Origin of the sequence: Paenibacillus sp. 32O-W (assembly GCF_007679495.1) — a bacterium.
Lineage (GTDB): Bacteria > Bacillota > Bacilli > Paenibacillales > NBRC-103111 > Paenibacillus_L > Paenibacillus_L residui.
In genome coordinates this window covers 65,643-71,642 of record NZ_VEGP01000021.1, presented here as the reverse complement: position 1 = coordinate 71,642, position 6,000 = coordinate 65,643, and the positions used below count along the sequence as shown (strand labels likewise).

General features: G+C 53.3%; 6 protein-coding genes. 3 read left to right on the top strand and 3 right to left on the bottom strand.

Annotation, left to right across the window (positions count from 1 at the left end):
• Positions 1 to 210: 210 nt before the first annotated feature.
• The 3 genes from FS806_RS10830 to FS806_RS10820 form a co-directional block, all read right to left on the bottom strand.
• Positions 211 to 1,032 (bottom strand): ABC transporter ATP-binding protein, encoded by an 822-nt coding sequence (locus FS806_RS10830; protein WP_144935763.1) that lies wholly within the window; start codon positions 1,030 to 1,032, stop codon positions 211 to 213.
• Positions 1,033 to 1,207: 175 nt separating this feature from the next.
• Positions 1,208 to 2,245, bottom strand: coding sequence for a FecCD family ABC transporter permease (locus FS806_RS10825; RefSeq protein WP_144935760.1), 1,038 nt, complete (start codon positions 2,243 to 2,245; stop codon positions 1,208 to 1,210).
• Positions 2,242 to 3,252 (bottom strand): FecCD family ABC transporter permease, encoded by a 1,011-nt coding sequence (locus FS806_RS10820; protein ID WP_144935758.1) that lies wholly within the window; start codon positions 3,250 to 3,252, stop codon positions 2,242 to 2,244. The genes FS806_RS10825 and FS806_RS10820 overlap by 4 nt, the downstream gene beginning before the upstream one ends.
• Before the next feature lie 478 nt (positions 3,253 to 3,730).
• On the opposite strand from FS806_RS10820, the gene FS806_RS10815 reads away from it, so the two are divergent.
• The 3 genes from FS806_RS10815 (at position 3,731) to yidD (ending at position 5,628) form a co-directional block, all read left to right on the top strand.
• The gene (locus FS806_RS10815) at positions 3,731 to 4,717 is read left to right on the top strand and encodes an ABC transporter substrate-binding protein (RefSeq protein WP_144935755.1); all 987 of its coding nucleotides are present in this window, start codon (positions 3,731 to 3,733) and stop codon (positions 4,715 to 4,717) included.
• Between the two features lie 105 nt (positions 4,718 to 4,822).
• Positions 4,823 to 5,251: a Fur family transcriptional regulator gene (locus FS806_RS10810; RefSeq protein WP_144935752.1), complete on the top strand. Its 429-nt coding sequence runs from the start codon at positions 4,823 to 4,825 to the stop codon at positions 5,249 to 5,251.
• Between the two features lie 80 nt (positions 5,252 to 5,331).
• Positions 5,332 to 5,628 carry a membrane protein insertion efficiency factor YidD gene (yidD, locus tag FS806_RS10805; protein ID WP_260982055.1) on the top strand — a complete coding sequence of 99 codons (297 nt, stop codon included), beginning with the start codon at positions 5,332 to 5,334 and terminating at the stop codon, positions 5,626 to 5,628.
• Positions 5,629 to 6,000: the final 372 nt, after the last annotated feature.

The following is a 6,000-nucleotide window of genomic DNA, read 5'->3' as shown; positions in this document are numbered from 1 at the left end:
ACGTACGGATCTGTGAGGGGTAAGGGGCACAATCCTCGAAGGAAAGGCCCCGCCTACTCGACCTCGTCTTTGCGACGACCTTACCGACCCGGATGCGACATGTAGCTTTATGGGCAACAGACTCGGTGGCTCGGCGGCTCGGCTGGTAAATGGCAATCCTTCCGTACCTAAGAAGGCCGCATCACCCGAAGTTGATTCCCATAAATGGAATCAGGCCGTCACATGGATCTTCGCTTCAGCGGAAGCGAACCGACCTTTGCCGACCGGTATGCAAAGCGGCGTTCCGAAAATCGGGTCCGTCATGATCTGACACTGGAGTCCGAATACGCTCTCCATCATTGCGGAATGAACGACTTCTTCCGGAAGGCCCTGAGCGAAGACTTTGCGGTCTTTAATGGCAACGATATGATGGGCATAACGGCAGGCCAGATTAATGTCATGCAGAACCATGACGATCGTTCTCTGCTCCTTCTGGTTCAGATCGTACAGCAAATCCAGCACCTCGATCTGGTGGGCAAGATCGAGATAAGTGGTCGGTTCATCCAGCAGGATTGTTGCGGTCCCTTGAGCCAGCGTCATGGCAATCCAAGCCCGTTGCCGCTGTCCGCCGGATAACGAATCGACCGTTCTATCGGCCAGCTCGGCCATCCCCGTCGCTTCCAATGCCTGCCATACCATTTGCTCATCCTCCCTGGACCATTGCCGGAGCCAGTTCTGATGCGGATAGCGGCCTTGTTTGACAAGCTGCAGGACAGTCAAGCCCTCCGGCGCAACCGGACCCTGCGGCAGAATGGCCAGCTTCTTGGCGATTTCCCGGGTGGACAGCTTCGTGATTTCCTTGCCTTCGAGCAGAATTCCGCCCGACTTCGGCTTTAGCAATCGGGCCAGAGAACGCAGGAGTGTAGATTTCCCGCAGCCGTTACTCCCGACAAACACCGTGATTCGCCCTTGCGGTATGGATAAATTCAGTTGATCTATAATGACCGCATCGCCGTAGCTCAACGTCAAATTATGAGTTTCAACAGCTTTCATAAAGACTGCCTCCTTAGCATAAAGTCAACCTCCGCGAGTTGGTTTTCGGCCATTCAATTCTCTGCGGTCCGCACTCGAAATATTTTGTTATCGATACGGCCTGCGAGTACATAGGCAAGCGTCCTTTACCTCTCCAAGCTTCCAGCCCTTCTCTTGCATCTCCAGCTTGTTTCATTTATTTATTACGCGACTTTAAAAGCAAATAAATAAAGAACGGAGCGCCGATTAAGGACGTGAACAAGCCAACCGGCAGATCAAGCGGCGAGAAAGCGGTTCTGGCGAACAGGTCCGCCGCCATCACAATCAGGCCTCCGGTTAAGGCGCTTACCGGGAGCAGGCCGCCGAAGGACGGGCCGACCAGTTTCCTGGCGATATGCGGCGCAATCAATCCAACGAAGCCGATGGCGCCCCCGAAGGCGACGGCTGAGCCGGCCAGCGCGACACAGATTAGCAGGAGAATAAACCGGTGCTTCTGAACCGGGTTGCCTGCACCCGTGGCCAGGTCATCACCTAGCTGCTGGATATTGACCGCGCGGGCGAATACGAATGCCAGTGGAATAAACAAGAGAATCCAGGGCAGCAGAGCGAGGACATGCTTCCAGTTAGAGCCGTAGACGCTTCCGGTGATCCATACTAGCGCTTTGGTAGTCACAAATTGGTTCCCGGTTGTTATAACGAGAGTCGTCAACGCTTGCATGGATGCTCCAAGCCCTACCCCAATCAGAACAAGACGAGTGGACGATACTCCTTGCTTCCAGGCCAGCAGGTAAATCACCAGAGTGAGCAGGGCCGCTCCGGCCAGAGCGGCGGCAGGAATCCAATGGATACTGACCGCGGGGTACAGAGTGAGCATCGCTACGGCCGACACGGTAGCACCCCCCGTGATTCCGATGATGTCGGGGGAGGCAAGAGGATTCCGGATGATTCCCTGCAGAATGGCCCCTGCGACGGCTAAGGAAGCTCCGACCAGCATGCCCACCAATACTCTAGGCAGCCTTAATTGGTGGATAACCACAGCATCCGCTTGCGAGCCCAGACCGAACAGAGACTTGAGTACGCCTGCGGGGCTGATGGATTTGGTTCCAAGGCCTGTGCTTAACAGGAAAACAAGGAAGGTTAATACAAGCAGGATGCCGGTAATGGCAGCCGATCTTTTATCAATAAGAAAGGAGATGTTCCATTTCTCCAGGCGGAAGGGGAATGATTTCTTCATTTCTTGAAGGTCCCCTTTCTTGCTGCATAAATAAAGAACGGTGTTCCGATCAGAGCCGTCATGACGCCGATCGGAATTTCCCGGGGCATCGCAATGAAACGGGAGGCAATATCGGCTGCAATCAGCAGCACTGCTCCGATTAAACCGCTGTAGACGACGACCCATCGGGTCTCCGGCCCGACCAAGGATCTGGCCAGATGCGGAGTCACCAGACTGACGAACAGGATCGGCCCGGCCACCGCCACGGAGCTGCCCGCCAATACGACGATCAGAAGTCCGGTGGCAAGCTTGACGAGAACGGTTCTCTGCCCCAAACCGGTCGCTACATCATCTCCAAGCAGCAGAGTATGTACCGGTCCGGCTATAAGATAAGCGCCGACCCAGGCCACCGCCATATAAGGGAAGACTTGAGCAAGCAGCTCCAGCTTGCGGCCCTCCACGGAGCCGGCCAGCCAGAACAGTACCTCCTGCATCGTTTTCTCATTCGCAATCAGGATAGTATGGGTGAAGGAAGAAGCCAGCGCCCCGATGGCCGCCCCTGCCAAAGTGATCTTCACGGGTGTCAGTCCATCCCGTCCGATGGAGCCGAGGGCATAGACGGCCACTCCGCTGAGAGCGGCGCCCAGGAAGGCGAACCAAACGTATTCGCTCAATGAAGTGATGGACAGGAAGGTAACGGCAGCTACAACCAGCAGAGACGCTCCGCTGTTTAACCCCATAATGCCAACATCGGCAAGCGGATTGCGGGTTAATGCCTGAATTACCGCACCGCAGATTCCGAGACTGAGCCCGACCGCGCCAGCGATCAAAGCGCGCGGAACGCGGACCTGCTGAATGATAAGATGCTCATTCGTCCCGTTAAATTGGGAATAAGCTTCAATGATGCTTCTCCAGTCCGTGTCGGCCACTCCGAAATTGATACTGGCTAACAGAGCGATAACAAGCAGGAGCAGGGCTGCCGGAATTCCGGCGATTTTGAGAATACGATTATGCAGAACGGGTGACATGCGGGTACCTTCCTTAATATAGGCAGTGTATAAATCTTCCATTAGATGAAAGTTATTTAATAGGTAGTCCGGTGGACGGACGGATCTTTCGCGCAAGGTTCGGCAACCTATATGCGTTGCTTTTTCGCAGCTTGATCCAGCAATTGTATGTTCCTAGAAAAAAGAGTGATAGAGAGCTTTTTACCCCTTTATGCACAGTTTATAGGGAAGGGTATGTCCTGTCAATGAATTTGATATTCATTCTCAATTGGATGCGATTAATTCCGGAAGTCCTATAATGAACCGACTTTTCAACATCAATTGTTTTTCCACTTAGTTTCCGTCTTTCGCCATAGATGTGAGAACAAGCAGGTATGAAATCCACATATTTGTTGACACTACGGGTGCTTTTGGTGTAGCATATTGACGAAAATGATAATCATTATCAGTGATAATGGGGATCGGTCAGCAAGAAGCTTATTTTAAAGGGGAGAATGAAATGGCAGGCCAGTTCAATAGGAAAAAAAGGCGATTCGCTTCTGCGGCGATAGGTGTCCTGATGCTGATAACGGCAGCATGTGGCGGCACAGCGGATCAAGAAAAGTCCAACTCCGGCGAACAGGGGACGAACCCGGAGGGAGGAGCTTATGTAGTTCAGCATGCAATGGGAGAGACGCCCATTCCGGCAACACCCAAGAGGGTGGTCGTTCTGACGAATGAAGGAACGGAGGCCGTGCTGGCGATGGGTGTCAAGCCGGTCGGCGCCAACAACTCGCACGGGGGAGACCCATTCTTTCCCCATCTGATGGATAAGCTGGAAGGGGTCACTCCCGTAGGCAAAGAGGACCAGCCGAACCTGGAGGCGATTGCAGCGCTCCAGCCCGACCTGATTATCGGGAACAAGATGCGGCACGAGAAGGTGTACGAGCAATTATCCGCGCTTGCCCCTACGGTTTTTGCGGAGACGCTGAGAGGGGAATGGAGAAATAATTTCGAGCTGTATGCGAAGGCCTTGAACAAACAAGACATCGGCGAGAAGGTGTTGGCCGATTTCGACAAGCGAATCGAAGATTTCCGATCCAAGGCGGGCGAGAAGCTGAACACCGAGGTATCCATGGTCCGGTTTATGCCCGGCAAGGTCCGGATTTATTACAATGATACTTTCTCCGGCGTTATGTTCAAGAAGCTGGGCTTGAAGCGGCCCGCGGCTCAAGACAAGGAAGAATTCGCTGCGGAGGTATCCAAGGAACGGATTCCGGAGATGGACGGGGACATTCTGTTCTATTTTACTTACGAAACGGGTGACGGCACGGCCAGTGCTTTGGAGAAAGAATGGCTGAACGATCCCTTATGGAATAATCTCGAGGTAGTTAAGAACAACAAGGCATTCAAGGTGGATGACGTGACCTGGAATACCGCCGGGGGAATTTTGTCCGCGAACATCATGCTGGACGATTTGTACGGTTATTTCGATATAGCAAAATAATAGGCTTTCTTGGACCTCGTTTGTTCCGGCGGGGTCCTTTTGTTTGACGGGCATTCTATTTTGATGCATTATTGGAATATTAGGAAGGTGATCGGGGGGAAATCCATGAATGCAGAGGAAATTGTCCAGATGATGTCCAGACAGGGAATGCGAATTACGGATCAGCGTAAAACCCTTGCGACGCTGTTTGCTAGGGCGAAGGGCTATATGACGCCTAAGGACGTCTATGAGCAGATGCTGCATACCTATTCCGGACTGAGCTTCGATACAGTCTACCGGAATTTGCGGATCATGCACGAGATGGGGGTATTGGAGCAGTTTGTATTCGAGGACGGCATCAAGTTCCGGCTCCATTGTCAGGAGAATGACCATCATCATCATGTGATCTGCTTGTCCTGCGAGCAAACCTATCCGGTTGTATTTTGTCCAATGGAGCAGATCCCGGGGCTGCCGGAAGGCTTCCGTCCCGTCAAGCATAAATTTGAAGTATTCGGATACTGTAAAAAATGCAGAGAAGAGGAAGCGGCGCAATGAGCGGCAACGATCGGAACATTTCAAGAGATGAAGGGACGGCTGACACCGGCGGCGGAATCGGGCAAAGAGGGAAGAGCCCGGTGCTTCAGGCGGTTTTCAAGGCGCCCATCCGTTTCTACAGGAAGTTTATCTCCCCGTTGAAACCGCCGACCTGCAGATTTTACCCGACCTGTTCTCAGTATGCTTTGGAGAGCATTGAAGTGCATGGAGTTTGGAAAGGTTCTGCATTGGCCGTCAAGCGAATATGCAGATGCCATCCGTTTCATCCCGGAGGGTTCGATCCGGTCCCGCCCGCCAAGGGTGGGGAGGCGCAGCAACGAGTGGCGGATGAAGGAGACGCGGTAATGTCCGCCAAGGGTGGCCGGCCGAAGCAGTAGTCTATAGAGGGGGCGACGCCGAACAACGCTCGCTGGGAGTCGTGCGTGGTGCGGAACCGGCTTGACATTGCCGATGTGGATTAGGTATATTTTGTTATAAATTATAATGCAGATTTTCAATGAAGGGATGAGTACGCGGCATAGCCCTTTCCCAGAGAGCCGGGGCAGCTGGAAACCGGTATTGGAGCGGCGGCGGAAGATGGTCCCGGAGAAATCGTCTTTGAGTAGGGGGCAAGCTATCAGCTTGTTGGTGCGATGCCCGGTCTATGAGGGGATGACGTATATCCGGCGTTAACGGACCGGCCTATACTACGGCTTCCGAGCCCTGACCTTCGCAAGAATCAGGGGAACCTGGGTGGTACCGCGTGAGTT